Source organism: Pseudarthrobacter sp. C1 (assembly GCF_034720455.1).
Classification (GTDB): Bacteria; Actinomycetota; Actinomycetes; order Actinomycetales; family Micrococcaceae; genus Arthrobacter.
The window spans coordinates 152611-178618 of record NZ_JAYESK010000003.1 but is presented as its reverse complement, the minus strand read 5'-3'; the positions used below and the strand labels follow the sequence as shown (position 1 = coordinate 178618).

Genomic DNA, 26008 nt, shown 5'->3' with positions numbered 1-26008 from the left:
TCAGCGCCGGTCTTCTCCCGGCACCATGAGGACGAGGTTTCCCGCAATGTCCCCGCGCTCCAGCCGGGCGTGCGCCTGCCGCGCCTCAGCCAGCGGGAACCGGTCCGCGATCACCGGGGCTATTTTCCGCGCCCCGAGCAGTCCATAAAGCGTGGCCCACGCCTCCATCAGCGGCCGGCGGTCCAGCCGCCAGGACGTCGTCCCGTACAGCCGGATCCTCTTGCCCTTCGGGATCAGGTCCTGCCCTGCGGCCCGGGCCAGGAGGCGCAGGGTGGAGGCCGGGCTGCCGGGGTTGGCATACTCCACCAGCACCCCGCCGGGCCGCAGCACGGCAAGGCCGGCATCGGCCCACTCCCCGCCCGCCCCGTCCAGGACTGCATCGACGCCGGCGGGCTCCAGCCTGCGGAGGGCCCTGACCACGTCGTCCCGCTGCGTGTCCAGGGGCACCACCCCGTGCTCAACGAGCCAGCGGTGTTTGGCCGGGATGTCCACGCCGTACATCCTGAGCCGCAGCAACCGGCCGAGCTGGACGATCGCCGTACCGATCCCGCCGGCGGCGCCGGTGACAAGGACGGCCTGCCCCCGCCGGATCCGGGCCACCCGGGAGAGGGCCTGGTGGGCCACGAGGTAGTTCAGCGCAACAACCACCACCTCGCCCGCGTCCAGTTCATCGGGAATCCGCATCATGGGGTGCGAGCTGGCGAAGATGTACTCGGCGTACCCGCCCTTCTCGGTCATCACCACCACCCGGTCCCCCGGCGCAACCGCGGTGACGCCCGCCCCCGTCGCATCCACCACGCCCACCACGGCGTAGCCGGGCACAAAGGGGAACGTCGGCGGGTAGGTGGAGAGCCCGCTGCGGGCCTGCACGTCAACGGCGCTCACGCTGCACGCCTCAACCCGCACCCTGGCCTCGTCCCGTCGCGGCGTCCGCAGCCGCCGTCGTACAACCTCCAGCACTTCCGGCCCGCCCATCCGGACAGCGGCCACGCAGCGGTACTCCAAAGGCGCCTCCGGCGCCGCGGTTGAAGCCGCGGCATTGCCTGCAGCACCGGCCCTGGCGGCCAGCTCATCCAACTGGCGGGATGCCGCCGGCCCGGAAACCGCACGCCCGTGCCCGCTGGCCAGGACCCGCGGCCGAAGCCGGGCCAGCGCACCGATGGAAGCCTCCGCCGTCGGCCAGTCCCAGGTGGCAATCCGGGGCGGGGCGCTGACCCTGCGCGTCCGGCCCAGGAGGCCGCGCAGCGAGTTCACGTCAGTGGTCAGCACCGCGTCGCCGGTGAGCAGCACGCCGTCGGCCTCCCGAAAGAAGGCGACGTGCCCGGGTGTGTGCCCAGGGGTGGGCACGCACCTCCAGTCCGGAAGCCCCGGGACGCCGTCTGCCGGATCGAAAGGACGCACGACGGCGGTCAGGTCCGTCGCGGGCATGGTCCCCTGCGGCAGGACCCGCTGCAGTGGACGCAACACCCGGCGGTCAAGGGGGTTGGCGTATTCATCCAGCAGCTTCCCGGACGCCTGCGGCAGTTCATCCGGATGAACGAAGACCGGCACGTCCCATCGGCGGGCCAGGCCGGGGACGGCGCCGGTGTGGTCCGGGTGGATATGCGTCAGGATAATCGCTGCGGGCGTGCTGCCTTTTCCAAAGAGGGACTCCGCAGCGGCCGCAATCGCGTCGTCCGCCTTCGGCCAGCCGGCATCCACCAGCACCCAGCCCTGCCCGGAACGGACAAAATAGACGTGGGAGGCGAACCGGCCGCTCCCGGTGGGCAGCTGGTACACGCCGTCCGCGACGGCGGTGGGCCGGGGCGTGCTGGGCCTCATGCCTGTCCGGCCTTCCTGGAGTAATGCGGCTGGTTTGCCTGCCCTACCAGCGTGGTCCTCACGCACAAACCGCCACAGGGTCCAAGGTCCCTCCCCGATAACGGCCTAAATAACCGAACGTTCATGAGAAAATGGCCGGTATGTCCACAACTGATGCACCCACCAAGCGCGGCCGCCCGGGGTACGACCAGCAATCGGTGCTCCGCATCGCCGTCGACGTCTTCAACCGGCACGGCTACGACGCCACCTCAATGGGGATCCTGGCGGACAACCTCGGCATCTCAAAGTCTGCCATCTACCACCACGTCCCCTCCAAGGGAGACCTCCTCAAACTCGCACTGGACCACGCGCTCGGCGGGCTCGAGGCCATCCTGGAAGAACCCGCGGCGGTGTCCGGCGCGGCGGATGCGCGCCTGGAGTTTGTGCTGCGGCAAACCGTGGCGGTGCTGGTGGACCGGCTGCCGTTCGTCACGCTGCTCCTGCGCCTGCGCGGCAACACCGAGATAGAGCGGGACGCCCTGGAACGCCGTCGCGCGTTCGACCACAAGGTTGCCGGGCTGATCTCCGCCGCCCGGGACGAAGGCTCGCTGCGCCAGGACATCGATCCGCGAACCGTCACCCGCCTGCTGTTCGGCATGATCAACTCCATCGTTGAGTGGTACAAGCCGGGCGGCTCCCTCTCGCCCGAACGGCTGGCGGACGACGTGATCACCATGGCGTTCGACGGCCTGCACGCGGAACCCTAGCAGCCTGCAGTACGGGTCTCGCGGCACTGGCCTACGCCGCCCCCCTCACTGGCTGGCGATGACCACCGTCATCGAAGAGCCCTTCGAGGCTGAGATGTAGGCGTTCTCGAACGAGAGCGTCCCGCTGACCACTGCCTCCTGGATGGTGCCGTGGTTGGTGGTTCGCTGCACGAACTGTCCGGGCAGGATGTCCCTCGACGTGCTGCCGCCGCGTTCGATCGTTCCCGTACCCTGCCACGTGAGGTCCAAGCCGATGTCGGTCCCGTTGGAAAGCGGCACTGTGGCGGTGGCATGTACCGAAGTGCGTTCGAAAGTGAACACCTCTGTCGGGGCTTCGCCGTAGACTGAGTAGCCCTCCCCGGTGCAGACGTTGAAGCTGGACGAAGAGTAGAACATGGTGGTGCCGCCGCCGAATGCGGTTCCCGCGGCAGCCGATATGGAGCTGAAGGCGCATCCGTCCTCAGACATTGTGCTTGTATAGGCCTGCGCGTACTCGGAGGTGTACTGCATCCTGAAGACGTCAGCGGCCTGTGCTGGTGGTGCTGCGACCAAGGCGCTTCCCAAAGCAGCTGCCAGGCCCGCTATCGCTGCGATGCGGGTTCTTGGATTTGAGTTTGCAGTACGCATGAAGCGCCTCTTCTTCCGATTAATTGTCCCTCCCGGCCGGGCTGGATGCCCGAAGGCTAGCACCGCCCCAGGAGGGCAGCTAGGGCCCTTCGGCAGTGCCTTCCGGGCAGCCCCGCATCCGCCGGCTCCGGCCCGGCCCCGTCTCGCCGGTGACGTTATCCGCGCGCCGCCGCACGCGACGGAACGCGGATAATAAGCGTGCTTGGTATTTGGCCCGCTCCCCGGCTACCGTGGTAGAAAACCAGCATCCGCAGGGAGGTACCAATGAGCCAAGCCAGCGGTCCGCAGCGTACAGGCCGCCTGCGGACAGTACTTGGAACCACCGCCCTCGCGGCCGCACTGGCCCTCAGCGGCTGCACCGGGACGCCAAGTCCCCCGGCGCCCAGCGACACCACAACCGCCGCTCCCACTTCCACCTCCACCGCCACGCCGGGCAGCTCGTCGCCGGCCCCGCCACCGGCCGCGGCGGGCGACATCCCCCAGCTCGTGGAGAACCTCGCGCCGTCCGTGGTGACCATCTTCACCGAGGGCGGCCTGGGCAGCGGCGTTGTCTATTCCGAGGACGGCCTCATCCTCACGAACGAACACGTGATCCGGGGCAACACCACGGTGGAAGTTGCCTTTGCCGACGGCCAGCGGGTGGAGGGAACGGTCAAGGCCACGGATCCTGTCACCGACCTCGCCCTGGTGCAGGCAAAGCGCACCCGCCTGCCCAAACCCGTCTACCAGGCCAACCTGCCGCGCGTTGGTGAGGGGGCCGTGGTGCTGGGCTCTCCCCTGGGCTTCGAGAACACCGCCACGGCCGGCATCATCTCGGGACTGCACCGCTCCATCCCGGGCTCCGCCTCCAACAGCCTGTCCCTCGTGGACCTGATCCAGACCGATGCCCCCATCAGCCCCGGCAACTCCGGCGGCGCCGTCATCAACATGCGCGGCGAAATCATTGGCATCAGCGAGGCCTACATCCCGCCGTCTGCAGGCGCCGTGGCTTTGGGATTCGCCATTCCCGCCGCGACGGCCGTGGAGGTGGCCGAGGAGCTGCTGGCGGACGGCACTGCCGAGCACGCCTACCTGGGCCTCACGCCCGGCGAACTTACGGCCCAGATTGCCGAGCAGCTGGGCATTGACGCCAGTACCGGCGTCGTGGTCCTGGCAGTGGACGACGGCGGTCCGGCGGCACGTGCGGGCATCCGGCCGGGCGACGTGCTGGAGTCGATGGAAGGCGTGGAACTGAACGCACCGGAGAAGCTCCTGGCGGAACTCCGCGGCCGCAATCCCGGCGATACCGTAGGCTTCAAGGTCAAGCGGGGAGGTCAGAGCCTTGACGTCAAGGCGGACCTCATCGCCCGGCCCACAAGTAACACCCGATAGGAAGGTAAGAACATGAGCCACCCCAAGGACGATGCAGAGGCCGGATACATCATTCCGGACCCCTCAAAGATCCGCGAAGACCTAACCGGCGACGCCGGAGACGAAGCCAACGCCATCCGCTTCAGCGAAGAGCAGGCACTGATCGAGGAACAGTCCCACGGCATCCGCCCGGACACCTACAGCGTCCCCTCCGGCGGCCCCACCATGGCGGAGGCCCGCGGCAACATGGACCTTTCCGACCAAAGCGAAAGCGGGCACGGCACCGGCCGCGAGGACGACAGCAGCGACGACGGCCTGCATGGCGGCGCCGAATCCTGACCCCGCTTCCTGCCGGAACGGCAGCAGGGGCGCCCCGGAAACCCGGGGCGCCCCTGCTGTGTTTTGGGGGCGTTCGCTGCGCCGCTAGAGCTCGTACTCGGCCTGGACGCCCAGCTTCTCGTGGACGCAGAGGATGTTGTGCTCGGTGTCCATGAACCAGGCACATTTTTCCGAGTCGGTTGTGCAGATATGGTTCTCGGTCCTCAGGTTCGGCAGGTCATAATCCTGGAACCTGACGCCCCTGGCCTCCATGTCCCGGACCGTCCTCTCGATGTCCGTCACCTCAAAGCTCAGGGCGGTGTGCTCGGAGTGCTTACCGTCCGAAACCGGCAACAACTGCAGCATCGGGCCGCCGTCACTGCCGAGCAATTCGCTTCCATCGTCTGCCTTGCCGCGGAGCGGGAGTCCGAGCTTTTCGGTGTAGAACCTACGGGCGCGTGCTGGATCGTCGACTGGCAGGACCGTTGTGGCTGTGTTCATTCTTAGGCTCATAAGGGCCACCTCCTACGGGCAGAATTTTACGCTTCCGCCAGCCAAAAAGATCCCCGCGCTCCCTCACTTCCCGCAGGAAGACCCACACCCTCTCTCACTTAATGCGGCTTAAGCGCCAACGCTCTATCACCTGTCGCCGGCAGGTGATAGAGCGTCCGGGGAAAACCCGCGTTAAGTGATAGAGCGCCCGGGGGAACCCGCGTTAAGTGATAGAGCGTCCGGGGGAAACCCGCGTTAAGTGATAGAGCGTCCGGGGGGCGTGGGCTACTTGGCGACGAGGGTGAGGACGTCGTAGGTGGCCACGATCTCGTCGTCCTGGTTGGTGAGCACGGCGTCCCAGGCCACCTCGCCGTATTCGTCCGTTTCGCGGGGGGTGATCTTCTTGGCCGTGAGGGTCACCCGGATCGAATCACCTGCGGCCACAGGGGTGATGAAGCGCAGGTTCTCCAGCCCGTAGTTGGCCAGGACCGGGCCCGGGGCAGGCTCCACGAACAGTCCGGCGCCCCAGGCAAGCAGGAGGTAGCCGTGGGCCACGATGCCCGGGAAGAACGGATTGGCTTCCGCGGCCTCCTGGTTGGTGTGGGCGTAGAACGTGTCGCCGGTGGAGTTGGCAAACGCGGTGATGTCCTCCAGGGTGACCTGGCGCAGGTCCGAGCGGACGGCGTCACCGATCCGCAGCGTCTCCAGCGATTTCCGGAACGGGTGGGTCCCCTCGGTTTCCAGGGTGAAGTTGCGGTCCGCGCCGGCGTGCCACAGTCCGGTGACGGCGGTGAGCATGTTCGGCGAGCCCTGGATGGCCGTGCGCTGCATGTGGTGCATCACCGACCGGATGCCGCCCAGTTCCTCGCCGCCGCCAGCACGGCCGGGACCACCGTGGACCAGGTGCGGCACGGGCGAACCGTGGCCCGTTGACGAACGCGCGTCCTCGCGGTTGAGCATCAGGACACGGCCGTGGTGCGCCGCGATCCCGGTGACAAGTTCGCGGGCCACGGAAGGATCGTTGGTGCACACCGAGGCCACCAGGGAGCCGCCGCCGCGGGCGGCGAGGCGGACGGCGTCGGGAATGTCCTTGTACCCGATCACGGACGAAACGGGACCGAACGCCTCGAGCGAGTGCACTTCCTCGGCCTCAGGGTCCTGCCAGTTCAAGACGACGGGCGCCATGAACGCCCCGCCGTCCACCACGCCGGTGGTTCCGTCGGCGGAAGTGACCGACGGCGAATCGAGGGTTCCGTACGCAAGCTCACCGCCGGCGTCGAGCATCGACTGGACAGCGGCGCGGACGTCCTGGAGCTGCTCCACCGAGGCGAGGGCACCCATGGTGACGCCGTCGGCCCGGGGATCGCCCAGGACAACGCGCTCGGAGATCCGCTTGCCGATGGCCGCTGAGACGGCGGCAACCAGCTCCTGCGGCACGATGGCGCGGCGGATGGCGGTGCATTTCTGCCCTGCCTTCGCCGTCATTTCCGTGACCACCGATTTTACGAAGGCATCGAATTCAGGCGTCCCTTCCACCGCGTCCGGGCCGAGGATGGCGGCGTTCAGGGAGTCCGTTTCGGAAGTGAAGCGGACCCCGCCCTGGACCACGTTGGGGTGGGCCTTCAGGGAAAGCGCGGTGGATGCGGAGCCGGTGAAGGCCACCAGGTCGCGGTAGTCCAGGACGTCCAGCAGCCCGCGGACGGAGCCGGAGATCAGCTGCAGCGAGCCCTTGGGCAGGATGTTCGATTCGACGATGGCCTTGACCACTGCGGCCGCCACGTAGCCGGTGGGCGTTGCGGGCTTGACGATGGTGGGGACGCCGGCGAGGAAGGCCGGGGCGAACTTTTCCAGCATGCCCCAGACCGGGAAGTTGAAGGCGTTGATCTGCACGGCGACGCCGGGGATGCGGGTGTAGATGTGTTCGCCGGCGAAGGAGCCGTCCTTGGACAGGACCTCCATGGGGCCGTCCACCACCACCTGCGAGTTGGGCAGCTCGCGCCGGCCCTTGGAACCGAACGTGAAGAGCACGCCGATGCCGCCGTCGATATCGATCATGGAGTCCACCTTGGTGGCGCCCGTCTGGGCCGAGAAGGCGTAGAAGTGCTCGCGCCGGGCATTGAGGTACTGGGCGAGCTCCTTCAGCTTGAGGGCACGCTGGTGGAAGGTGAACCGGCCGAGCTCCTGCTGGCCCGTGCTGCGGCCGTAGTCCACAACCGCAGCCAGGTCCAGCCCTTCAGTGCTCACCTTGGCCAGGATCTCCCCCGTGCTCGCGTCCCTGACGGGCGTCGCGGACCCGGCCGATCCGGCGTCGGGAGTCCACCAGGAATCCATGATGAAGCTGGGCACTGTCTCCACGGTGTCGACCGTGGCCTGGGGAGCTGTGGCGGTGGTGGTCATCGTTGACGGGTCCTTCCAACAAGGGGGCAGGCAAACAGGACGAGTCATTACTGACCGTCCGTTCGGTAATATATTCACCATACATGAAGTGCCGTGCTGCACACTAGAAGGCCGGGACTGAATCCGGCCACCCAAAGGAGAATGTATGAGCGCCCCGTCACCCATGGATGCTGCCGAGAACCAGCCCTCTGCGCACGAGCTGTGGAAGATCACGCTCGGGGAGCTGGACGAGAAGATGGGCGTGAAGATCGTCGAGGAGTCCGTCCAGCGCGTGGTGGCCACCATGCCTGTGGAGGGCAACCGGCAGTCGTTCGGACTGCTCCACGGCGGCGCCTCCCTTGCCGTGGGCGAGGCCGTCGGGTCCTGGGCGGCGGTGATCCACGCGAGCACCCTGGGCAAGACCGCGGTGGGCGTGGACGTCTCGGCCACCCACCACCGCTCCGCACGCGAGGGGCAGATCACCATCACGGCCACGCCCATCCACCTTGGCGGCACGCTCACCACCCACGAGGTACTGATCACCAACGAGGCCGGCCAGCGGCTCTGCACCCTGCGCATCACCAACCTGCTGATGAGGCGGCACAAGAAGCCCGCCGCCGAAGCCTAGTCCCGGGTGCGCTGCCTCCGGCGCCGGACCAGCAGCATGAGCACCGCGCCGGCCGCGATGGCCGCGGCGCCCGCGCCCGCCGCCGGGAGGGCATTGGCGCCGGTATAGGCGAGGTTGCCCCCGTCCGCCGCGTCCCTGGCGCTGCCGCCCGTGTCCGCCAGGCCAGCAGGAGGGGTGGACGCCGGACCGGGGACGACGGCGGCGCCGTCGTCCGCCGGGGCTGGAGCTGTTGGGGACGGGGCCGGGTTTGCCGGGGCTGGATTTGCAGGGGCTGGAGTTGCCGGGGCAGGTTCGGCCGGTACCGGACCAGCGGCTGCCGGAGGCTCCGGGACGGGTGGCGGGTCGGCAGGCGCTGCCGGAACGGGTTCTGCCGGAGCGGGTTGGGCCGGCACTACGGGGGCAAACTCGAAATCCGCGGCGCCCGAGACGCTGAAGCCGTTGACCGTCTCCGCGGTGAACCGGAGCGTCTGCCTGCCGTCCGGTGCCGTGAAACTCCAGCTTCCGTCAGCATTCACCGGGACCTCGAACCGGTCCTGCCCCTGGAGGGTAATCCGCACGGCGGACCCGGCAGCAACGGCCGAGGCCGGGGCGGCGGGAACTGTTCCGCTGACGACCTGCCCGGGTTCATAGGCGCCGCCGGGCGCGGGCGAGGAAACCAGCGGCTTGTTGAGGAAGAGCTCCAGTTGGTAGCCGGGCAGGACCTCCAGGGATTCCTCCAAGGTAGCCGCGACGGCGAAGTTGGGCGGTGGGGGTTCGTTGGGCTGGGGGTCGTCGCCGGCGCTGTGCGTCCCTACCGCGTAGTTTCCGCTGATCCACGGACCGCCGGAGTCACCGCCGCTGGATTGCACGTTGTAGGACAGGAAACCGTTGAAGGCGCGGACATCGGCAGGGTCCGCGGGATAGGCGGGTCCTCCCACCAGGAAGATCCCCACGGCGCTCACGGTTCCGCAGGACCATCCCGTCCGCCAGCCCGAGCGGCAGACCTCCATGCCCACCACCGGGCTGGCGGTGCCGATGATTTTGACGTCCGGGCCCGGCTGCCGCGTGTCACCATGCGTGCTGGCGGCCGGCACCGGGTCCTGGTCAGGGCTGAGCGCTCCGACGACTGCAATGTCGGTTCCCACGTTGCCGGGGTCCTGAAGTGCCGCGCCGTCCTGGTCCGTGGAAATGTTGGGGTCCAGCACCCTCGAGTTGCCGGGCCCGCCCAGCTGGCTGAATTCGAAGGCACCCAAGGGCCCGGCAGGCACGCCCGGAAGCAACAGGTCCGCGGTTGTGGCCGCGCCGTCACCTGTGCAGTGCCCGGCCGTGAGGACCGCGGGAAGGCCCGAGGGATCAAACGCGGAAAATCCCGTGGAGCAGATTTCGCCTTTGTCCGTTTGGTAACCCACCCCGCCCGGGACGTCCGCCTCAGGCTTAAGGGGCGCGCCGCCGTCGAGCACTACGTTGGCGTACCTCGCGACGAATTCCGACGGCGATATCTTGCCGGGGGCGGCAGTGGTGTCCAGCGTGCCAGGCGGGGTGGAGGGCGCCCCGCCCGTGCCCTGCGTTGCCTGGGCTGCGGCGATGCTGCCCGTCCGGATGACGAATTTGCCGCCGGAATAGACCACTGCCTGCAGGCCGGCGGTTCCGACCTCGCGCAGATAGGCGTGGAACAGCTGTTCGGTGCTCACGGCGATTTGGGATCCGGGAGCGGCCGTCGCCGCAGGAACCGGAGCAGGTGCGGGCTGCGACGCTGAACTGCCGGGCGCTTCAAGGTTGAGGCCAGCCAGGCTGCCGGACAGCCGGTCGACGGCCGACTGCAGCTCGGCCCCCGTACCACTCACGATGATTCTGTTGTCCTGCAGCCTGATGCCTGTATAGCCGGGAACGCCGCGCAGCCGGCTGGCAGCAGCAGCTGCCCGGCTGCCCAGCTCCCCTGCCGCATTGAACTGCTCAGGGGTGAGGCCCAGGTCCCGCCGGACCGCGTCGGCGAGGCCCTCCTCCGAAAGCCCGGCGCTCCCCGTTTCCGCGGCGGGTGCAGTGGCAGCAGGGCCGGACGTTGCAGCCGGAGCCGGCGGCGCCGCGTCCTCCGCCTCCGTCATGGCCCAGCCGGGAGCGTAACCCAGGACGGATGCGGCGAGGACGCCGGCGGCGGCGCCCAGGGCAACACCGCGTTTTCCCCGGCGGAACGCTGCACCGGTTCTCATTGTGGTTCCTTGACGCGGGCGGCTCCGCAGAGGGACAGCACCGCATCCAGCTCGGGGACACTCAATCCGTTGGCCAGCAGGAAAGCGCGCGTGTCCAGGGTCCGCACGAAGTGGGCCACGGCTTCTCCGCGCGACTGGAGGAGGGGGCCAAGTTCATCCTCGGGCAAATAGCGTTCCCGTGCATGGGGCGGCCCATGGGTGCGGTAGCGCTCGTTGATGCCGCGGGCTGCGCGCCGGTAGCCGTCGGCAATGTCCTGGCGGGAGTCCCCCGCGAGGTCCTGGACCATGGCGGCCACCATGCCGCTGCGGTCACGCCCGGCCGCGCAGTGCAGCACCGCGCCGCCCCGGGCGGAGGCGGCGGCCAGCTCCTTGAAGACGCCCACCAGCTTGCCCGGAAAGAGCCGGGCGTTCTCCGCGTAGTGGGCAGGATCGTTGAGGTAGGGCCCGGCCACCGCGGTGAACTGCGGATGGTTCGGCTCCTCCGTGGGCGCCGAAACGACGGTCATGCCGGACCAGGCCGCTCCGCCCACGACGGGGTCCGTGCTGCGGCGCCGCGCCTCCGCAGCGTTGCGGAGATCGATCACGGTGCGGATGCCGTCGTCGTACGCCTGCTGCCAGCCCGCTTCCGTGAGCCATTCCCACCGCCCCATCCGGTACACCCCGCCGGCCACATGCCACGCGTTGACAGCACCATGCCAGTCCATGGATCCGCCCGGTTTCCTCATTGGCAAAGTTAATCACACTGGCCACATGAGACGCACGTCATAACGTAGTTCAGCCAAGCCCCTGCCCACGCCGGGCCAGCCTGTACTCGAGGCCGGCCCGGACCATGGGCCATTCGTGCTCCAGGATGGAGTACACCACCGTGTCACGGAGAAGCCCGTCGCGGGTCCGGGAATGGCTGCGGAGCACGCCGTCCTGCTTGGCCCCGAGCCGGGCGATGGCCTCCCGCGACTGGTGGTTGAGCCAGTGCGTCCGGAACTCCACGGCAGGGCAGCCAACAGCCTCGAACGCGTGCCGCAGGAGCAACAGCTTGGACTCGGGGTTCGTGCCGGTGCCGTGGACGGACGCGGCGTTCCAGGTGGAGCCGATCTCCACGCGGGGAGTACCGGCGTCGATATTCATGTAGGTGGTCATGCCGATGATCCGCCCGGGGCTTCCGGTGGCCGGATCGGTCAGCCGGGTGGTGAAGGGCAGCATGGAGCCCTGCTCCTGCAGGGCGAGCCGCCGCTCGATCTCCCCGGCCATCTGCTCCGGCGACGGCACCGAGGTGTACCAGAGCCGCCACAGCTCACCGTCCCGGGCCGCGTCCACCAGGCCGTCGTGGTGATCCCCGGACAAGGGTTCCAGGGTTACATACCTGCCAGTGAGGGTAAGGGGTTCCAGGAAAGTCACGGCACCAGCCTAGGTGCAACCACCACGCCACGGTTACGCTGGGGAAACACCCAGGACGGCGAGCAAGGGAGTTTACGTGTCAGGAACCAATCCGGACCCGGAGGACGACAAGATCACAGGCCTGGAGCCCGGCGGTGGCGTGCCGCCGGGCGAAACGCCTCCCGGTGAAGGGTCGGTGGCAGGCACCCAGGAGCCCCGGCAGAAGGGGTCCGGGAAGGGACAGCAGGTCTTCTGGCTTGGAGCCATCGGAGCCGGCGTGCTGCTGTTCCTCCTGTACTTCATCGGCTATATCGTCGGGCTTTTCGACTAACCCGCGGTCCCCTGGCTGGGCCAGTCAAAGAAACCCTTGCCGGACTTCCGTCCCAGCTCCCCCCGGGCCACCTTCTCCTTGAGGATCCGGGGCGGGGCGAAGCGCTCACCGAGCGTGGAGTGCAGGTACTCGGCGATGCCCAGCCGGACATCCAGCCCCACGATGTCCGTGGTCCGCAGCGGTCCGGTGGGGTGCTTGTAGCCCAGGACCATGGCGTTGTCGATGTCCTCGGCGCTGGCAACGCCCTCCTCCACCATGCGCATCGCCTCGAGGGCGATGGCCACGCCCAGCCGTGAGGACGCGAATCCCGGGGCGTCATTGACCACGACGGCGGTCTTGCCGAGTGCCTCGACCCACCTTTTCGCGGCGGCGGCAAGTTCGGGGGACGTGCGCTCCCCCAGCACCACTTCGATGAGGGTGGACGCCGGGACCGGGTTGAAGAAGTGGAGGCCCAGGAAGTTCCCTGGCCGCTTCAGTTCACCGGCCAGTCCGTTGACGGAAAGCGATGACGTGTTGGAGGCGAGATAGGCGTCATCGGCCAGCCGCTCCTCGATTCCGCGCAGTGAGGTGACTTTCAGGTCCCAGTCCTCGGGAACGGCTTCCACCACCAGCTGCCGGTCCGCGAACGCGTCGTAGTCCACGCCCACGGTGAGCCGGGACGCCATCTCATCGAGGTTCGCGTCCGTCATGCCCCGCTCGATGCTCTTGGCAGCGGCAGATTCCACCCGCTCCCGGGCAGCCTCCGCGGACTGGTCGTCGCGCTCCACCACCAGCACGTCGGCACCCTTGACCAGGAAGGCATGGGCGATGCCGGCGCCCATGCGGCCGCCGCCCAGGACACCGACGAAGACGGGAAGACCAGATGGCAGGCCGGGGGCAGGTTGCGGTGTGTTCATCAGTTCTTTTCTCCGGTCTCGGCAGCGGCGCTCCCGGCTGCGTTCTTGTCGGTCTTCCGGGCCTTCTTGGCTGCGTTCTTGTCCAGGAACGCCTGCATCCGGTCGAACTTGGCCTCGGATTCGAAGAGGATGCCCTGGGCCAGCTGGTCGATCAGGGGGTGTGCTTCCGCAGGGGCGTGGAACACGGACTTGGTGATGCGCACGGCCAGCGGATCCTGCCGCCCGATCCTGTCCGCCAGGTTGTGCGCGGCGTCCAGGAGCCCCGCCGGCTCGTGGACCTCGGTAATGAGGTTCACGGCCAGGGCTTCGTCGGCGCCCAGGATCCTGCCGGCCAGGAGGATCTGCTTAGCCACCGGTTCGCCCACCAGTTCCTTCAGCCGCCAGCTGGCGCCGGCAGCGGCGAGGATTCCCAGCCCGGTTTCGGGGTTGCCGATGCGGACACCGGGGGTTCCGATCCGGAAGTCGGCGGCGTACGCGAGTTCCGCCCCGCCACCCAGGCAGTAGCCGTCAAGTGCCGCGATGACCGGCATGGGCAGCTTGGCGATCCGGACGAAGATGGTGGAGTTGATGCCCTGCAGGGCATCGTCCCGGCGCCGCTCGCGCAGCTGGCCGATGTCCGCGCCGGAGGCAAACACCCCGTCCACGCCGGCAATGATCAGCACCTTGGGGTTCTGTTCCAGCGCCGTGCAGACCACATGCAGCTCGTCCACCATCTGCTGGTCGATGGCGTTGCGCACCTCGGGCCGGTTGAGCAGCACCACCACCCGGTCGCCGCGTTCCTCCACCAGGAGGGCGTGGAACTTCTCCGCGGCCAGGTCCACAGCCGCGGGCATCAGACCTTCTCCAGCAGCATCGCAGTGCCCTGGCCCACGCCGATGCACATGGTGGCCAGGCCGATCCTGGCGTCCTCGCGCTCCATGCGCCCCAGCAGGGTGATGGCGATCCGTGCCCCGCTGGAACCGAGCGGGTGCCCCAGGGCGATCGCGCCGCCGTCGTTGTTCACAATGTCCTGTTCCAGGCCAAGGCGCCGGATGCAGGCAAGGGACTGCGTGGCAAAGGCCTCGTTAAGTTCGACGGCGGCAAGGTCGCCTACGCTGAGTCCGCTGCGCTTGAGGACCTTCTGCGTGGCCGGCACCGGGCCGATGCCCATGATCTCGGGTTCACAGCCTGCGGAGGCGCCGTCGATGATCCGCGCGCGGGGCGTCAGGCCCAGCCGCTCGATGGCTGCTTCCGAGGCGACGATGATCGCTGAGGCGCCGTCGTTGAGGGAGGAGGAGTTGCCTGCAGTGACCACGGATCCGCCGTGGGTTACCGGTTTCAGTCCTGCGAGGACGTCCAGGGTGGTGCCCTCACGGGGCCCTTCATCGGTGTCCACGACGTTCTCGGACTTGCGGGTCCTGACGGTGACGGGAACGATTTCGTCCTTGAACCGCCCGGCTGCGATGGCGTCCAGGGCCCGCTGGTGGGAGCGGACGGCGAAGGCGTCGGCGTCCTCACGGGAAATGTTGTCCACACGGGCCACCTCTTCGGCAGTCTCCGGCATGGAGTAGGTCATCTTGCCGTCCCGGGACAGCCCGCCCTTGTGGAACAGCGGGTTGGTGAAGCGCCAGCCGATGGAGGTGTCGAAAATCTGCCCGGGCTTCGCGAAGGCGGCGGTGGGCTTTTCCTGGACCCACGGCGCCCGGCTCATCGATTCCACGCCGCCGGCGATCACGATATCCGCGGCTCCGGCCTTGATCATGTGGCTAGCCTGGATGATGGCGCTCAGGCCGGAGGCGCAGAGCCGGTTCACTGTGATCCCGGGGATGTGGAGGGGAAGTCCGGCCAGCAGGGTTGCCATGCGGGCCACGTTGCGGTTCTCTTCGCCGGCCCCGTTGGCGTTGCCCAGGATGACCTCGTCAATGCTGTCCGGATCCAGTCCCGCCCGGGCCACCGCCTCCCGGAGAACCAGTGCCGCCAGGTCGTCGGGGCGGACCGACGAGAGCGCCCCGCCGTATCTGCCCACCGGCGTTCGGACCCCGCCAACAAGGAAAGCCTGCGGACCTGCGGTTGCAGCCATGGAAACACCCTTCACGCGATAAACGGCACTGTCATCTGCGGCCGGCAGCTCCCCCACTTACCGACCGTTCGTTCTGTAAATAGTACACGGGAGGGCTGATCCGTGGATACCGGATAAGGCCTAGCGGACAGTGAGGCCCAGATGGGCTGCCAGCAGCGGCGCGAGGAGGCCCAGCTGGTACTCATCTATGACCATGCCGGCCACGCTGCCGAGTCCGCTGATGCTCCGGAATTCCGTGCCGCGAACGTCAAAGTCCTTCAGCCTGGCCCCGCTGACATCCAGGGATCCGATGGTGCAGTCCTTCAGCGCCACCCGGGTTGCGGCGGCCGAGCCCAGGTCCAGCTCGTTGATGATGCAGCCGGTGATCAGGACGTCCGTGAGCTTTGCGCCCCGCACGTTGAGGAAATCCAGCTTGCCGCCGTCGATGTGGACCGACTGCCAGCCGCTCTCATGCAGTTCGGCGGACCCCAGCCGGGGATTGCGGATCTCCACCTCCCGCCAGGTTGACCGCGCCGCCCGGAAAACCGGGGCGTACAGCTCCGCGAGGATGCAGTCACGGAAGGTGGAGCCGCGGAACTGCGCCTCATTGAAGGACGCGCCCCGGAAATCGCATCCGGCGAAGTCGGTGCCGCCCAGCTCCAGCCCGTCGGCAGCCACGCGGCTGTACCGCTCGCCGTCGTACCTCCCGCCGCGCCGGAAGTCCGGCACGGCGATGTCCGTGAGGTTCTCGAGCCGCACGGGAGTGAGCCGCGGCGCAGCCGCGTCGGGGCCGCCCTTCCGCGGGATGCGCGCGGCCACTACAGCGCTTCCGCCTTCGCCGCTATTTCCGTGAGGTCCTTGGCCAGGGCTTTGCGGGTGGCAGCCATGCCCATCCTGCCGAACAGCAGCATCATGATCCTGCTGGCCAGGGTGGGCTTGATGACCTCGGCCCCGAAGGTGAGGGTGAGGTCCGTTCCGCCGTCGCGCGGGGCCAGGGTGAACCGCGTGGTGTAGTCCGCGCCGCCCTGGACTGCCTTGACGGTGGTGCTGCGGTTCCGCTCAGCCTCGGCCACCCACATCTCCACCGTTTCCGATTTGCCCAGCATCTTCCGGGTCTCCTTCCAGCGGGTCCCCTCACCGTAGGGGCCATCTGTCAGGAGCTGGATCGAGTCCACTCCGGAGAGGGTGGCCGCGGAGCCCGGGATGTCCGTGATGACGGACCAGACTTTCTCGGGTGGCGCCTGGATGTGCTGGGTGAGGCTGAGGCTGTGGTCCATGGTTTCGAGCCTAGCGGCGGGTACGGAGAATCAACAGGCGCTGCCCGCAGCAGGCGCCCAAGGGCTTGAATTAGTAAGCATGCTTCGTGTTACTGTGAAAATGCACTGTTTTGGTCAACGGAAACGAAAGGAGGCCACACACCATGGGCCTCGGAGACAAGATCAGTAACGCAGCGGAAGACATGGGCGGCAAGGCCAAGGAAGCGGCCGGCAACGCCACCGACAATGACCGCCTGAAGGCTGAAGGCCAGGCGGACCAGGTCAAGGCTGACGCCAAGAAGGTCGGCGAAAGCGTCAAGGACGAGTTCAAGCGCGACTAGCCCCTGCCTGCGGCAGGCCCGGCCGGACCGGGCGGCTGCAACAGAGCGACACGGCGGTGGATCCTACGGGATCCGCCGCCGTTCTGCTTGCGCGGTACTTGAGGGATCGGGGGCCCGTCACCAGCCGCTGCGGGTGGGGGTGTGCCCCTGCCGGGAGTCGTCCGGCATCGTCATTTCGGCCCGCAGCCCGAGGAGCCTGATGGGGCGGCCCGGCTCGATCTTCGCCACCAGGTCCAGGACCCGGGCGAGCACTTCCGCCGGGTCCGAGGTCTCGGGGATCTTCCGGGCATACGTCTTGGTGATGAACGGTGCATAGCGGACCTTGAGCGTCAGCCCGACCACCGGCCGGCCCTCTGCCGCGACATCCTCCAGCACGTGCGCCGCCAGCTCCCTGACGGCACCGTCAATCTGCCCCGGCCCGGTCAGGTCGCGCTGGAAGGTGGTTTCACGGCTGTGCCCGCGCGCCACCCAGGGTGTGTCATCAACTGTCCGTCCGCCGTCGCCGCGGCCCAGCTGCGCATACCAGGGACCCATCTTCGGGCCGAACTCGGGGACAAGGTCGTCAGGGCTGGACGCTGCCAGCTCGGCCACCGTCCGGATGCCAAGCTTGGCGAGCCGCTGGGACACTTTCGTTCCCACGCCCCACAGCTCGATGGTGGGCCGGCTCCCCATGACGTCCAGCCAATTGCCTTCCGTGAGCCGGAAGACGCCGGCCGGCTTGCCGAACGTCGTCGCCACCTTGGCGCGGAGAAGGGTGTCGCCGATACCCACGCTGCAGTGCAGCCGGGTCGCCCCGAGCACGGCCTGCTGCAGTTGCCGGGCGTAGGCGTCCGGATCATCCGTCTGCACGCCAACAAACGCCTCGTCCCAGCCGAGCACCTGGACGGTAGCGCCCGGCTGCGAGCGCAGCACCGCCATGACCTGTTCGGACGCCTCCAGGTAGGCTTCATGGTCGACCGGCAGGATGACGGCATCGGGCACTTTCCGTGCGGCGACGCGCAGCGGCATCCCCGAGCCGACGCCGTACGCCCTGGCTTCGTAGGATGCCGTGGATACGACCGCCCGTTCGGTGGGATCGCCGCGGCCGCCGACAATCACCGCCTTGCCCGCGAGCTCGGGCCGGCGGAGCACTTCGACGGCCGCGATGAACTGGTCAAGGTCCACATGCAGCACCCAGGGTTCGCCCACAAGCCCCAGTCTGCCCCGGCGGCGCGCTCCGCACCACCGCTCCGGCACCATCGATTGCTCCGTAGCGGTCCTTTTGAGGCCCCAAAACGGCAGTTGCGGAGCAATCGATGCAGGGAAACGCCGACGGCGGGACTCCCCTCCAAGGGGCGTCCCGCCGTCGTACGTACTGCTTGGGTGAGCCGTTAGCTGTAGAGCGCGCTCTTCGGCTCGTTGTTCTTGACCTTCTGCCAGCCCAGCCACAGGACCACGGCGAAGAACGGGATGGTGGCCAGGGTCCAGAGGCCCAGGTAGAACACCTCACCGCTCTTGCTGGTCATGGTGTCGAAGCCGATCAGGACGGTGATGGCCAGCAGGCCCACCAGTCCGGCCCAGCTGGTCCACGGCGAACCGGGCATCGGCAGGCCGGAGGTGACGCCCTTGCGGCGGCGCAGCACGATCTGGCTGGCGAAGATGGAGCCCCAGCAGAAGATCACGCCGATGGAGGCGGTGTTGAGGGCGAGGTCGAACGCGTGCGATCCGCCCAGCCAGATGTTCAGCAGGATGCCTACCGCGTAGAAGGCAGCGATGGCCAGGATGGCCGCGTACGGGACGTGCCGCTTGGACATCTTGGTGAGCCACTGCGGGGCGTGGCCGTTGTTGGCCATGGTGCGGAACACGCGGCCGATCGAGTACAGGCCGGAGTTGCAGGAGGACAGCGCGGCGGTGATGACGATCATGTTCATCACGTCGCCCACCCAGGCGAGGCCCATCTGGCCGAAGACGGTGACGAACGGGGACGTTCCGGCAACGTACTGGTCGGACGGCAGCAGCATGGCGAGCAGGGTCACGGAACCGACGTAGAACACCACAATGCGGAGGACGACGGCGCGGATCGCCTTGGGCACTTCGCGTTCCGGGTCCTGCATTTCACCGGCGGTGATGCCCACCAGTTCGATGCCGTTGTAGGCGAAGATGACGGCGTTGAGCACCAGGACCATCACCAGGGCGCCCTTGGGGAACATGCCGCCTTCGGCCGCGAAGAGGTTGGCAACCGAGGCGTTGCCGTCGCCCACCCGGGCGTTGGTGACCACCATGAAGGTGCCCACCGCCAGGAAGATCAGGATGGCGCCCACCTTGAGGCAGGAGGCCCAGAATTCGAACTCGCCGAACGCCTTGACGCTGAGCAGGTTCACTGCCACCAGGATGGCCAGGGCGGCGATGGCCGAGGCTTCCACGGGGACATTGGGGAAGAAGAACTGGAAGTACAGGCCGATGGCAATCAGTTCGGCGATGCCGGTCATGCCCCAGTTGATGAAGTACATCCAGCCGGACAGGAACGCGCCCTTCTTGCCGAACATTTCGCCGGCGTAGCTCACGAAGGAGCCGGAGGTCTGGCGGTACATGATGAGTTCGCCCAGGGCCCGCATGAGCAGGTAGGCGATGACGCCCGCGATGGCGTAGGAGAAGATCAGGGCCGGGCCGGTGGAGGCCAGCCGGCCGCCGGCACCCATGAAGAGGCCGACGCCGATGGCGCCGCCCATGGCGATCATGGTGACATGGCGCCGGCCCAGGGTCTTGCTGTAGCCCTCGGCGCTGAGGGTGGGGTCGACGGCGACGGATGGGGCCGTACGGTTCTCGAGATCTGTGGGGGTAATTTGAGGCACAACGATTCCTTGTGGGTTGGGGGTTGGCCGCATCCGGACTACAGCATGATCCAGCTCACAAAATTCGGGCTTACGCCGTTGGGGCGACCGTTTGTGAGCGCAATCCTCCGTAAAGCCGAAGCTTCGCGCGGCTCGTCCATCCTACAAGACGCTGAGGGGTGCTACGTGACGCGCGCTACACAGCGGCCGTCTCAAGCACCATATTCTGCTCCCCGTCCAGGGAAATCCGGTAGGTCCGCAGGGGTTCCGCACCGGTAGTGGAGCATCCGGAGGTGAGGTCAAAAGCGTGCTGGTGCAGCGGACAAATGACCACCTGCCGGTCCACGGTGCCGTCCGCAACCGGCCCGCCGCGGTGGGGACAGACGCCGGAGACCGCCCGCAGTGAACCGTCCCGCAGCCGGAAGACGGCCACCTGCTCGCCGCCGACCCCGAAGGCCCGCCCCTCGCCCAGCGGAATCTGGTCCACCGGGCCCAGGACGTGGGCGTTGGCATGTGTTCCGGTACTGCTCATCGGACCGGCACCTGCGGGAGGACGGTCAGGGGCAGCGACGTCCTGAACTGCCCGGGCGTTTGCGGGTCATCGCGTTCCCGCCACGGGTCAACGTAGCTGTCCACGGAGGCCTGCATCGCCTCGTCCAGCCGGCCCGCGATCCCCTCCGAATCCTCCACGATCACGGCCCGCAGGTGCTCGATGCCCACCCGCGGGACGAAGGCGTAGGTCCGTTCCAGCCAGTTGGCCTGTTCCCGGTAGTACTGCATGAACCGGCCGGTGAGGACTTTCACCTCGTCCGGATCGTCCACGGTGGCCAGCAGGTCTCCCTTGCGGATGTGGGCACCGGCGGCTCCGCCCACGTAGATCTCCCAGCGGCCGCCCTCCACTGCCACCACGCCCACATCCTTCACCAGCGATTCGGCGCAGTTCCGGGGACAGCCCGAGACCGCGAGCTTCAGTTTGGCGGGCGCCTCAAGGCCCTGGAAGCGGGATTCGATCTCGATCCCCAGCTTGGTGGAGTCACCGGTGCCGTAGCGGCAAAAGTCCTTTCCCACGCACGTCTTCACCGTCCGGAAGCTCTTGCCGTAGGCATAGCCGGAGGGCATGTCCAGGTCCGCCCAGACCTGCGGCAGGTCCTCCTTGCGGATCCCCAGCAGGTCGATGCGCTGCCCTCCGGTGAGCTTGATCAGCGGGACGTTGTGCTTCTCCGCCACGTCAGCGATCCGGCGCAGCTGCTGGACCGACGTCACGCCGCCCTTCATCTGGGGCACCACGGAAAAGGTGCCGTCCCGCTGGATGTTGGCGTGGACGCGGTCGTTGATGAAGCGGGCGTCGCGTTCGTCGATGTACCGGTCGCCCAGCATCATCTTGAGCAGCGAGGCGAGCCCCATCTTGGACTTTGCGTCCTCGGCGCCGCCCGGAGCCAGCGCCTGGAACACCGCCGAAACCGACCGCAGGCCGCGGGCCCGGATTTCTGCCATCAGAGCCTGCTTGTCCAGGGGAACGCCGGGGACGTAGTAAGCGGCAGCCGGGTCCTCCTCCACGGCCCCGTCCGCCGCCCACTCCACCACCTGTCTGACCAGGAGCTTGCAGGAGCCGCACCCTTTGCCGGCACGGGTGGCGTCAATGGCCCCGGATACCGAGCTGCAGCCGCCCTTCACCGCCCCCACCAGGTCCTTCTTGCTGACGCCGTTGCAGTTGCAGACCTGTGCCTCGTCGTCGAGCTCGGCAACCCCGGTCTCCTCCCCGGGCGTGCCTAGATCGAACATCAGCCCGAGCCGTTCCTCGGGCAGCGGCAGCCCGCGGTCGAACGCCTGGGTCAGGTACGCCACCTTGCGGCTGTCGCCCAGGAGCGTGGCGCCCACCATCTTGTTGTCCCGGACCACGATGGACTTGAAGACCCCGCGGCTGGGTTCCGAAAAGACGATGTGTTCGTCCGTCTCAAGTTCCGGCCCGTGCAGGCCCATGGAGGCCACTTCGACGCCGGCCACCTTGAGTTTGGTGGCCGTGCGCGAGCCCAGGTACGCGGAGCCGGTGTCCGTGCCCGTCACATGGTTGGCCAGCACCACCGCCTGCTCCCACAGCGGGGCCACCAGCCCGTACACCTCGCCGCGGTGCTGGACGCACTCCCCCACCGCGTAGATGTCGTCCTCGTCCTGGACCCGCAGGCTGTCATCCACCACAATGGCCCGCTCCACCGGGAGCCCGCTGAGGACAGCCAGGTCCACGTTGGGACGGATCCCGGCCGCCACCACCACCATGTCGCACCCGATGTCCGGCCGGCCGCGGAGGCTGACGCCGGTCACCCTGTCCCTGCCAAGGACGGCCGTGGTCCGGCCGCCGGTCAGTACCCCGATGCCCAGTGCCTCTACGCTCCGGCGGAGCACCGCACCGCCGTCGGGCCCCATCTGTGCGCTCATCAGGTGGCCGCCGGAGTGGACCACGTCCACGCCCAGCCCGAAGCTGCGCAGCCCGGCAGCGGCCTCCAGCCCCAGCAGGCCCCCGCCGATCACCACGGCGTGCCGGTGATGTTCCTGCTGTGCATGCGCCGCCATTTTGCGGGTGTCGTCGATGGTGCGGAAGCCGAAGACGCCCTGCTTCACCGACCCGCCGGGTGTGTAGAGGCCGTCCATGGGAGGAAGGTGGGAGCGGCTTCCCGTGGCGATAATCAGCGTGTCGTAGGGCGTCACCCGGCCGTCGCTGGAAAACACGTGCTTGGCGAACCGGTCGATCCGGTCGGCCCGGACGCCCGCGTGCAGCGTGATGCCGTTGTCCTGGTACCAGGACAGGGGGTTGAGGAAGATGTCCGCGTCGCTCTCCTCACCCGAAAGGACGTGGCTGAGCATGATCCGGTTGTAGTTTCCGTACGGCTCGTCCCCGAACATGGTGATGCTGAATTGCTCCGCACCGCCCCGGGCCAGGATCTCCTCCACGGCCCGGGCGCCGGCCATGCCGTTGCCGATGACCACGAGGCGCCGCCGGCTGTCCCGGCCGCCGGACCGGGAGCGCGGCCTGGCCTGGGCCCCGGCTTGCATCTGCTCCGCCACGCTGCCCATCAGTGTTCCACCATCCCCAGGTCGATCACCACGGACCCGTGGAGGCCCTCCGGAGCCGCCAGGTACAGCTCGATCACCGAGCCGCCGTCGATGTCCTCCACCACGCGCAGCGGAACATGGACCTCGCTCTTGGCGCCGATGGGGAAGTAGCGCATGGGAACCCCGTTGCGCATGAGCACGACGGCGATCAGCTCACTGCTCGAGTTGCCGCCGCGGAAGTACAGCGCCTGGTTGATCACGCCGTCCGGGACATAGTGCGAGAGCTCGCTGTGCAGCGGGACGGGCTTCTCCAGGCCCACGCCCTGGAAGTGGTAGATGCCTTGCAGGAAAAGGTTCTTGGCGATCACGGACAGATCCTTTCGGCCGGCGGAAAGACGGGCATGGGCCCCATTTTCCGCCGCCGATGTTTCCGGCCGCCGGTCCCCCGGTAAAGACTGCTTTACGCGAATCTCACCGGTTCCCAGGCCAGGCTGATGCCCCAAATGCGTGACTTATGCCCTGCCAGGCGGGAGGAAACCCCGCCAATCCGGACCAACTGCGCCGCTGCGGGGCCAAAAGTGACGCATCCCGGTCGGGATCGCCCTAAGCCTGCCCCAGGCAATCCCCTAAACCGGTGCGAGCACGCCCTTGTCCATGGAATACCGGGTCCAACGTCCGACGGCGGTGTTCCCGGCCCGGGCGCCTTCCGGGGCGCCGGCCCCACCACGGCTCCGCCGCGCGCACGCCGCGAACCACTCCCGAAGCGCCCTGTCATGGCTGACCATCACCAGGGTCCCGGCAAAGTCCGCCAGCGCCGCCTCCAGCTGTTCCACCAGCACGGGCGCCAAGTGGTTGGTCGGCTCGTCCACCACCAGGGTGCCGTAGCCGCCCAACAGCAGCCGGGCCAGGGCCAGCCTTCGTTGCTGGCCGGCGGACAGGCTGCCGACGGGCACGTGGAACTCGCTGGTGCGGAAGAGGCCGAGGCGGAGGAGGGCCTCGGCGTGCTCGTCGATGTTGCCGCCGAGGCCCGCGGCGAAGGCCGGCAGCAGGCGCAAGGCGGGCCGTTGCGGCAGCTCCAGTTCCTGCTGCAGGTAGCCGACGCGTTCGGGCCGGGTGACGGAGCCGGCAGCTGGTTCCAGGGTTCCGGCAAGGATGGAGAGCAGCGTGGACTTGCCCGCGCCGTTGGGCCCGGTGATCAGGATCTTCTCGCCGGCGCCCGCCTGGAAGTCTGTGGTTTCCAGCCTGCCGGGCACGCTCACCCCGCGCAGTGCCAGCACCGGCGCACCCTCCTGCGCTGCCCCGGAAGGCGCAGCACCTGAGTCCGCGGCCAGATCGACGTTCAGCCGCAGGGGTACCGGCGGCCGGTCCACGGGGCTGGCTTCGAGCCGGCGCAGCCGCTCCTGGGCGTTCCGGACCTGGCTGCTGGCGGCCTTCTGCCAGGTGCCGGCCTTGAAGTCGAAGCCCATCTTGTCGCCGTCGCGCTTGCGGCCGTAGCCCATGGTCCCGGCAACAGTTTCTGCCTGCCGCTTTTCGGACTCCATTGCATCAATCCAGGTGTGGTACTGCTGGACCCAGCGCGCGCGTTCGGCTGCCTTCTCCCGGAGGTAGCCGTCGTAGCCGTTGCCGTAACGGGTCACGGCGCGGCGCTCGGCATCCACTTCGATGATGGTGGCCGCCACCTTGCGGAGGAGCACGCGGTCGTGGGACACCACCACCACCGTGCCGCGGTGGGCCGCCAGCCGGTCCTCCAGCCAGGCGGTTCCGCGGGCGTCCAGATGGTTGGTGGGTTCGTCCAGGAGCAGGATGTCCGCCGGATCGGCCAGGACACAGGCCAAGGCCACGCGTTCCTGTTCCCCGCCGGACAGGGATCCCAGCACCCGGTTCCGGTCCAGGCCGCCCAGGCCCAGCCGGTCCAGGGCAGCCTCCACCCGGTGTTCCGCGGCGTAGCCTTCGCGCAGCTGGTACTCCGTCTGCAGCCGGCCGTAGGTATCCAGTTCGTCGTCCCCGGCGTCGGCGAGGTTGGCCTCCAGCCGGTCAAGCTCCGCTTCGAGGGCACGCAGCGAGGCAAGGGAAGCGTCGACGGCGGCGCCCACGGTGAAGGACTCGGGCAGGCCATGGGTCTGGGCCAGGTAGCCCACCCTGCCTTGGATCACCACGGCGCCTTCGTCAGGCGCTTCGAGGCCGGCCAGGATCCGGAGCAGGGTGGATTTGCCGGCACCGTTTTCGCCCACCACGGCAACGTGCTCGCCGGCCGTAATCACCAGGCTGATGCGGTCCAGCAGCCGGCGGTCGCCATAGCCATGGGAAACGTCCGAAAGGTTAAGGTGTTCAGTCAAGGGAAGTCCTCGCAAATTTCCGCAGTGTGGCCGCCGGAGCTGAACGGGACGTTTCATCCAGCGCTCGACGGCGGCCTTGGTTTGGGAGAACAGCCTGGCGCAGGGCCGGGGCTGCTGGTCAGGACTTCATCGCTCCAGACTGCCCCGGGTGAAGCCACGAGTCAAGCTGCAGCGAGGGCCGCCGCCTTCCTGCGCCGGGCCTTCGCCAGGCGGGTGCCGATCAGGCCCTGGCGCGGGCTGAAAAGGTAGACGACGGCGAACACCACTCCCTGGGTCAGCACCACCATGGCGCCCGAGGCCGTGTCCAGGTAGTAGCTGACGTAGATGCCGGTGATCGAACAGAGCGCCGAGACCACCGGGGCGATCACCAGCATCCGGGAGAACCGGTCCGTGAGCAGGTAGGCCGTGGCGCCGGGGATGATGAGCATGGCCACCACCAGGACAACGCCCACGGTCTGCAGCGCCACCACCGATGTCAGGGCCAGGAGGCCCAGCAGCAGCGCGCCGAGCCTCCGCGGGGACAGTCCGATGGCGTGCGCATGCGTGGGATCGAAGGCGTAGAGCGTGAGGTCGCGGCGCTTGAGGATCAGGATGGCGAAAGCCACCACGCCCAGCACCAGCACCTGGATGAGGTCCGGAATGCTGACGCCCAGCAGGTTGCCGAAGATGATGTGGTTCAGGTCCGTCTGGCTGGGCGTCACGGAAATCAGCACCAGGCCAAGGGCGAACAGCGAGGAGAACACGATGCCGATCGCCGCGTCTTCCTTCACCCGGCTGGTATTGCGGACCACCCCGATCAGGGTCACGGCGATCAGGGCGAACACCAGAGCGCCGAGCGCGAAGGGGGCGCCCACAATGTAGGCCAGGACGACGCCGGGCAGCACCGCGTGGGAGACTGCGTCGCCCATGAGGGACCAGCCGATCAGCACCAGCCAGCAGCTGAGGACGGCGCAGACGACGGCGGCGAGCGCCGTGGTGACGATGGCCCGGACCATGAAGTCGTAGCTGAGGGGTTCGAGGAGGAGTTCCACGGG

General features: G+C 68.1%; 25 protein-coding genes. 6 read left to right on the top strand and 19 right to left on the bottom strand.

Annotation, left to right across the window (positions count from 1 at the left end; all coding sequences use genetic code 11):
- Window positions 1-1821 carry an MBL fold metallo-hydrolase gene (locus U7114_RS05980; RefSeq protein WP_323056767.1) on the bottom strand — a complete coding sequence of 607 codons (1821 nt, stop codon included), beginning with the start codon at window positions 1819-1821 and terminating at the stop codon, window positions 1-3.
- A 140-nt stretch (window positions 1822-1961) separates the two neighbouring features.
- Here U7114_RS05980 and U7114_RS05975 point away from each other — a divergent pair, with 140 nt between their 5' ends.
- Entirely contained in the window at window positions 1962-2567 is a 606-nt protein-coding gene (locus U7114_RS05975) for a TetR/AcrR family transcriptional regulator (RefSeq protein WP_157241297.1), read from the top strand.
- Window positions 2568-2612: 45 nt separating this feature from the next.
- On the opposite strand, the gene U7114_RS05970 is transcribed toward U7114_RS05975, so the two are convergent.
- Window positions 2613-3194 (bottom strand): hypothetical protein, encoded by a 582-nt coding sequence (locus U7114_RS05970; protein ID WP_323056766.1) that lies wholly within the window; start codon window positions 3192-3194, stop codon window positions 2613-2615.
- Window positions 3195-3458: 264 nt separating this feature from the next.
- Here U7114_RS05970 and U7114_RS05965 point away from each other — a divergent pair, with 264 nt between their 5' ends.
- Window positions 3459-4565 carry a S1C family serine protease gene (locus U7114_RS05965; protein WP_323056765.1) on the top strand — a complete coding sequence of 369 codons (1107 nt, stop codon included), beginning with the start codon at window positions 3459-3461 and terminating at the stop codon, window positions 4563-4565.
- A gap of 12 nt (window positions 4566-4577) precedes the next feature.
- A complete protein-coding gene (locus U7114_RS05960) occupies window positions 4578-4883 on the top strand; it encodes a hypothetical protein (protein ID WP_157241291.1) in 306 nt (101 codons plus the stop codon).
- Window positions 4884-4967: 84 nt separating this feature from the next.
- Here U7114_RS05960 and U7114_RS05955 read toward each other — a convergent pair whose 3' ends face one another.
- Entirely contained in the window at window positions 4968-5363 is a 396-nt protein-coding gene (locus tag U7114_RS05955) for a VOC family protein (RefSeq protein ID WP_231754862.1), read from the bottom strand.
- Window positions 5364-5639: 276 nt separating this feature from the next.
- Entirely contained in the window at window positions 5640-7751 is a 2112-nt protein-coding gene (gene paaZ / locus U7114_RS05950; protein WP_321214311.1) for a phenylacetic acid degradation bifunctional protein PaaZ, read from the bottom strand.
- A gap of 145 nt (window positions 7752-7896) precedes the next feature.
- On the opposite strand from paaZ, the gene U7114_RS05945 reads away from it, so the two are divergent.
- The gene (locus tag U7114_RS05945; protein ID WP_157241285.1) at window positions 7897-8358 is read left to right on the top strand and encodes a PaaI family thioesterase; all 462 of its coding nucleotides are present in this window, start codon (window positions 7897-7899) and stop codon (window positions 8356-8358) included.
- On the opposite strand, the gene U7114_RS05940 is transcribed toward U7114_RS05945, so the two are convergent.
- Genes U7114_RS05940 through U7114_RS05930 form a run of 3 tightly spaced genes read right to left on the bottom strand, consistent with a single transcriptional unit; the run spans window position 8355 to window position 11939 of the window.
- Window positions 8355-10544, bottom strand: coding sequence for a S1 family peptidase (locus U7114_RS05940; RefSeq protein ID WP_321214312.1), 2190 nt, complete (start codon window positions 10542-10544; stop codon window positions 8355-8357). The genes U7114_RS05945 and U7114_RS05940 overlap by 4 nt on opposite strands.
- Entirely contained in the window at window positions 10541-11269 is a 729-nt protein-coding gene (locus U7114_RS05935) for a tyrosine-protein phosphatase (RefSeq protein WP_323056764.1), read from the bottom strand. Before U7114_RS05935 ends, U7114_RS05940 begins: the two co-directional genes overlap by 4 nt.
- 49 nt (window positions 11270-11318) lie before the next feature.
- Complete coding sequence (locus tag U7114_RS05930; protein WP_321214314.1) at window positions 11319-11939, bottom strand: GNAT family protein; 621 nt, start codon at window positions 11937-11939, stop codon at window positions 11319-11321.
- 76 nt (window positions 11940-12015) lie between these two features.
- Here U7114_RS05930 and U7114_RS05925 point away from each other — a divergent pair, with 76 nt between their 5' ends.
- On the top strand, window positions 12016-12249 hold the full coding sequence (locus tag U7114_RS05925; RefSeq protein WP_104998929.1) for a DUF6480 family protein: 234 nt from the start codon (window positions 12016-12018) through the stop codon (window positions 12247-12249).
- Here the strand turns inward: U7114_RS05925 and U7114_RS05920 are convergent.
- The 5 genes from U7114_RS05920 to U7114_RS05900 form a co-directional block, all read right to left on the bottom strand.
- Window positions 12246-13145 carry a 3-hydroxyacyl-CoA dehydrogenase family protein gene (locus U7114_RS05920; RefSeq protein ID WP_321214315.1) on the bottom strand — a complete coding sequence of 300 codons (900 nt, stop codon included), beginning with the start codon at window positions 13143-13145 and terminating at the stop codon, window positions 12246-12248. The genes U7114_RS05925 and U7114_RS05920 overlap by 4 nt on opposite strands.
- Window positions 13145-13978: an enoyl-CoA hydratase/isomerase family protein gene (locus tag U7114_RS05915; protein WP_321214316.1), complete on the bottom strand. Its 834-nt coding sequence runs from the start codon at window positions 13976-13978 to the stop codon at window positions 13145-13147. Before U7114_RS05915 ends, U7114_RS05920 begins: the two co-directional genes overlap by 1 nt.
- The gene (locus U7114_RS05910; protein WP_157241279.1) at window positions 13978-15204 is read right to left on the bottom strand and encodes a thiolase family protein; all 1227 of its coding nucleotides are present in this window, start codon (window positions 15202-15204) and stop codon (window positions 13978-13980) included. The genes U7114_RS05915 and U7114_RS05910 overlap by 1 nt, the downstream gene beginning before the upstream one ends.
- Window positions 15205-15324: 120 nt before the next feature.
- Complete coding sequence (locus U7114_RS05905) at window positions 15325-16002, bottom strand: pentapeptide repeat-containing protein (protein WP_323056763.1); 678 nt, start codon at window positions 16000-16002, stop codon at window positions 15325-15327.
- Window positions 16002-16460: an SRPBCC family protein gene (locus tag U7114_RS05900; RefSeq protein WP_323056762.1), complete on the bottom strand. Its 459-nt coding sequence runs from the start codon at window positions 16458-16460 to the stop codon at window positions 16002-16004. The genes U7114_RS05905 and U7114_RS05900 overlap by 1 nt, the downstream gene beginning before the upstream one ends.
- Window positions 16461-16603: 143 nt before the next feature.
- Here U7114_RS05900 and U7114_RS05895 point away from each other — a divergent pair, with 143 nt between their 5' ends.
- On the top strand, window positions 16604-16780 hold the full coding sequence (locus tag U7114_RS05895; RefSeq protein WP_104998934.1) for a CsbD family protein: 177 nt from the start codon (window positions 16604-16606) through the stop codon (window positions 16778-16780).
- A 117-nt stretch (window positions 16781-16897) separates the two neighbouring features.
- Here U7114_RS05895 and U7114_RS05890 read toward each other — a convergent pair whose 3' ends face one another.
- From U7114_RS05890 to U7114_RS05860, 7 genes are all read right to left on the bottom strand, one after another.
- On the bottom strand, window positions 16898-17953 hold the full coding sequence (locus U7114_RS05890; protein ID WP_323057001.1) for a DNA polymerase IV: 1056 nt from the start codon (window positions 17951-17953) through the stop codon (window positions 16898-16900).
- Between the two features lie 197 nt (window positions 17954-18150).
- Window positions 18151-19611 (bottom strand): amino acid permease, encoded by a 1461-nt coding sequence (locus U7114_RS05885; RefSeq protein WP_321214319.1) that lies wholly within the window; start codon window positions 19609-19611, stop codon window positions 18151-18153.
- A 175-nt stretch (window positions 19612-19786) separates the two neighbouring features.
- Window positions 19787-20122, bottom strand: a complete 336-nt coding sequence (locus U7114_RS05880; protein ID WP_323056761.1) for a Rieske (2Fe-2S) protein — start codon at window positions 20120-20122, stop codon at window positions 19787-19789.
- On the bottom strand, window positions 20119-22638 hold the full coding sequence (gene nirB, locus U7114_RS05875) for a nitrite reductase large subunit NirB (RefSeq protein WP_323057000.1): 2520 nt from the start codon (window positions 22636-22638) through the stop codon (window positions 20119-20121). The genes U7114_RS05880 and nirB overlap by 4 nt, the downstream gene beginning before the upstream one ends.
- 20 nt (window positions 22639-22658) lie before the next feature.
- Window positions 22659-23006: a molybdopterin oxidoreductase gene (locus U7114_RS05870; protein WP_321214321.1), complete on the bottom strand. Its 348-nt coding sequence runs from the start codon at window positions 23004-23006 to the stop codon at window positions 22659-22661.
- Between the two features lie 258 nt (window positions 23007-23264).
- Window positions 23265-24974, bottom strand: a complete 1710-nt coding sequence (locus tag U7114_RS05865) for an ABC-F family ATP-binding cassette domain-containing protein (RefSeq protein WP_323056760.1) — start codon at window positions 24972-24974, stop codon at window positions 23265-23267.
- A 161-nt stretch (window positions 24975-25135) separates the two neighbouring features.
- Window positions 25136-26005, bottom strand: a complete 870-nt coding sequence (locus U7114_RS05860) for a metal ABC transporter permease (RefSeq protein ID WP_321214323.1) — start codon at window positions 26003-26005, stop codon at window positions 25136-25138.
- Between the last annotated feature and the right edge of the window lie 3 nt (window positions 26006-26008).